At 70.9% G+C, this 3,217-nt stretch carries 3 protein-coding genes and 1 pseudogene; 2 read left to right on the plus strand and 2 right to left on the minus strand.

The window, feature by feature from the left end; genetic code table 11:
• The first annotated feature begins 6 nt into the window (after positions 1-6).
• Entirely contained in the window at positions 7-162 is a 156-nt protein-coding gene (locus tag AC2W7M_RS22620; protein WP_486135101.1) for an NrsF family protein, read from the plus strand.
• Between the two features lie 7 nt (positions 163-169).
• Here AC2W7M_RS22620 and AC2W7M_RS22625 read toward each other — a convergent pair whose 3' ends face one another.
• Together AC2W7M_RS22625 and AC2W7M_RS22630 are read right to left on the minus strand one after the other, a co-directional pair.
• Complete coding sequence (locus AC2W7M_RS22625) at positions 170-1,063, minus strand: LysR substrate-binding domain-containing protein (protein ID WP_486135097.1); 894 nt, start codon at positions 1,061-1,063, stop codon at positions 170-172.
• Positions 1,064-1,075: 12 nt separating this feature from the next.
• Positions 1,076-2,137, minus strand: a complete 1,062-nt coding sequence (locus AC2W7M_RS22630) for a YeiH family protein (RefSeq protein WP_486135099.1) — start codon at positions 2,135-2,137, stop codon at positions 1,076-1,078.
• 354 nt (positions 2,138-2,491) lie between these two features.
• Here AC2W7M_RS22630 and AC2W7M_RS22635 point away from each other — a divergent pair.
• Positions 2,492-3,217, plus strand: a pseudogene (locus AC2W7M_RS22635) (GntR family transcriptional regulator); the annotation flags it as partial.

Raw genomic sequence — 3,217 nt, forward strand, 5'->3', positions numbered from 1 at the left:
GGCCTGGTGGCGGGGCTCGCCGCAGGCGGCATCGGCACCTTCTTCTATGCCGCGCACTGCCCGGACGATTCCCCGCTCTTCGTCGCCGTCTGGTATTCGCTGGTGGTGGCGATGATGGGCGCGCTCGGCGCGCTGATCGGCGGCCGCGCCCTGCGCTGGTAGCGTCGCCTCAGACGGCGGGCTTGGCGCCGCCGCGCACCAGGGCCAGCAGCGCCTGCTCGGCCTTCGACTGGTAGCGGTCCGCATGGCGCAGGACGTAGAAGCGGCGCTGCGGAAAGGTGAGGGGAATCTGGCGCAGCGCGCCTGCGGCCAGGCCGGCGGCCGCGGCGAGTTCGGAGATCACGGTGGCGCCCGCGCCGGCCGCCACAGCACTGATCACCGCCTCGTTCGAAGGCAGCTTCAGCGCCACCTTCAGCAGCGCCGGGTCGATGCCGTGGGCGGCGAGCCCTTCCTCGAACACCTGGCGCGTGCCGGAGCCCTCCTCGCGCAGCACGAACGGCACGTCGAGTATGTCCGGTGCCCGGATCGGCCCGTGACCGAACGGGTGGTCGCGCGCCACCACCATCACCAGCCGGTCGCCGGGCACGGCGATCTTGGCGAGCAGCAGCGCATCCACCGCGCCCTCCACGAATCCGAGGTCGGCCTCGCCCTCGGTGACGGCGGCGGTGACCTGCGTGCTGTTGCCGATCACCACCTCGAGCGCGATCTCGGGGTAAAGGGCATGGAACCGGTGGAGCAGGGGGCCGAGCCAGTAATTGGCGATGGTCTGGCTGGCATGCAGCCTGAGCCGGCCGCGCCGCAGCCCCGAGACATCCGCGAGCACGGTCTCCGCCACCGCCACACGGTCGAGGATGGCGCGCGCCTCGGGCAAGAAGGCGCGGCCCGCCGCCGTCAGTTCGATCCGGCGGCCGACCCGGTGGAACAGCGGCACGCCGCACGTCGCCTCAAGCGCGGCCACCGATGCGGACACGGCCGACTGCGTCATGTGAAGGCGCTGGGCGGCACGGGTCATGTGCAGCAGGTCGGCAACGGTTGCGAAGACCCGCAATTGCTCCAGCGTCATCACCGGTTCGGATTACCCCGTGAAACATGTGGCGATGAGGATAAAGCTCAGGGCCGAGATGAAAAGCCACGCCGCCGCTCCCAGCGCAAGCGGGCGCAGGCCCTTCATGCGCAACTTCCTGAAATCGGTTTCGAGGCCCATGGCACCCAGCGCCACCGCCAGCAGGAAGGTGGTGGTGGAGGCGATGGCGGGCCGCGCCGCATCGGGCACCAGGCCGGCGCTGTTCACCAGGACCATGGCGATGAAGCCGAACACGAACCAGGGAAGGGGGACGCTGGCCGTGCCGGCCGCGCCGCCGTCCCGGCGCGCCTGGCGCAGAGCGGCGAGGCCGAGGCCGATCACCAGCGGTCCGAGCAGCATCACGCGGGTGAGCTTCGCCACGGTGCCGAACTCGCCGGCCGGCTGCCCGCCCTGGAAGGCGGCGGCCACCACCTGCGCCACCTCGTGGATCGAAGCGCCGGTCCACAGGCCGTAAGCGTGGGCATCGAAGCCGGTCAGCGGCAGCAGGACCGGCGCCAGCAGCATGGACAGCGAGCCGAAGACGGTGACGCAGGCCACCGCATAGGCCACGTCCTCGTCGCTGGCGCGGGTGACGGTGTTGGTGGCGATCACCGCCGAGGCGCCACAGATGGCGGTGCCAGCGGCGATCAGCTCGGCGAGCTTGGCCTCGACGCCCATGAGCCGGCCCATCCAGCGGGTGGCGACGAAGGTGGCGACCAGGGTGGCGGCGATGATGGCGAAGCCCGCGGCACCCACCAGGCGCACCTGTGCAAAGGTGAGTTGGAGGCCCAGCAGCACGATGGCGAAGCGCAGGATGCGGCGCAGGCAGAACCTTGCGCCCGGCCGCGCGGCGGCGGGCGTGCCGATCACATTGTGCCAGACCATGCCGAGGACGATGGCGAGCACCAGCGGGCTCAGCGCCGCCAGCCCCGGCAGGAGGCGCGCCAGATAGGCGGCGCCGGCGATCAGCATGGCGAGGCAAAGCCCGGGAACGATGGTCGCGCCGCTCCAACGGCCCAGGCGGGGCGAATGCGGTCGGTTGCGGGCATCCGGGGAGAGTGTGGTATCGGCCATGGCGGTTCGCTCCGTGCTGGCCGCACCATCGCTGCGACGCACAAATCGAACAATCGAGTTATTTTTCTACATTCAATCGTGAAAAACGATTGTTCGTAGTCGCCCGCGACCGCTCACCATCGCCCCCGGCGTCCGCTTGTGTGGCGCGACGGATCCCGCCCGCGTGGCATGCGCCCTGCGGCGGAAAATGCATTCATAATGCGATCAAACCGCGCCCCACGCTGTCGTTGATGAGCCGGCATCGCCGCGTTATGGCTTGGGCGCGGGGAGCGGGCGGCCGCGGACGGCTGGTGCAGGCGAGGTGGGCGGAATGGGGCGCGACAACGGGGCAGAGGCGCCGTCCGACGGGTGGGGATGATCTGCCGGGCGCTGCGCCGCGCCATCATCGAGCAGGCGCTGGAGCCCGGCGCCAAGCTGCCCGAGGATGCGCTCGGCGAGCGCTTCGGCGTGAGCCGCACCATGCCCGCCACGCGCTCGGGCAGCTGGCCGCCGAAGGGCTTGTGGAACTGCGCCGCAACCGCATCGCGGTGGTGGCGACCCCCTCCTGGCGCGAGGCGCGCGACGCCTTCGACATCCGCATCGAGCTGGAGCGCCTGGTGGTCCGCCAGCTCGCCGGGCGGCTCACCAAAGACCAGGTGGCGCGCCTCAATGCCCACGTGGCGGCGGAGAAGGCGGCCCATGGCGGACCGGATTCGGTCTCCATCCGCCTTGCCACGGAGTTCCACATCCTCCTGGCGGAGATGACGCAGAGCCCGATCCTCATCCGCTATGTGAGCGAGATCGCCTACCGCTGCTGCCTGACGCTCTCTCTGTTCAGCCGGCCGCATTCGTCGGAATGCGCGGTCAGCGAGCACCGGGCGCTGATCGACGCTCTGGTCGCGGGAAACGCGGACCTTGTGATGGAGCTGATGCGCGATCATCTGGACCAGGTGGCGAGCCGCGCGCTGGTGCAGCATGCGAAGCCGCGCGGGCGCGACCTGATGATCATTCTCGCCCCCGTATGCCGGGCAGGGGCCGGCTACGCGCCGTCTTTGCCCGCAACCGCCCGCCCCGGCCCGGGGCCGCCGCCGCCGGGCGCCG

The organism is Xanthobacter sp. BG11Y11_SDJG (genome assembly GCF_057364445.1).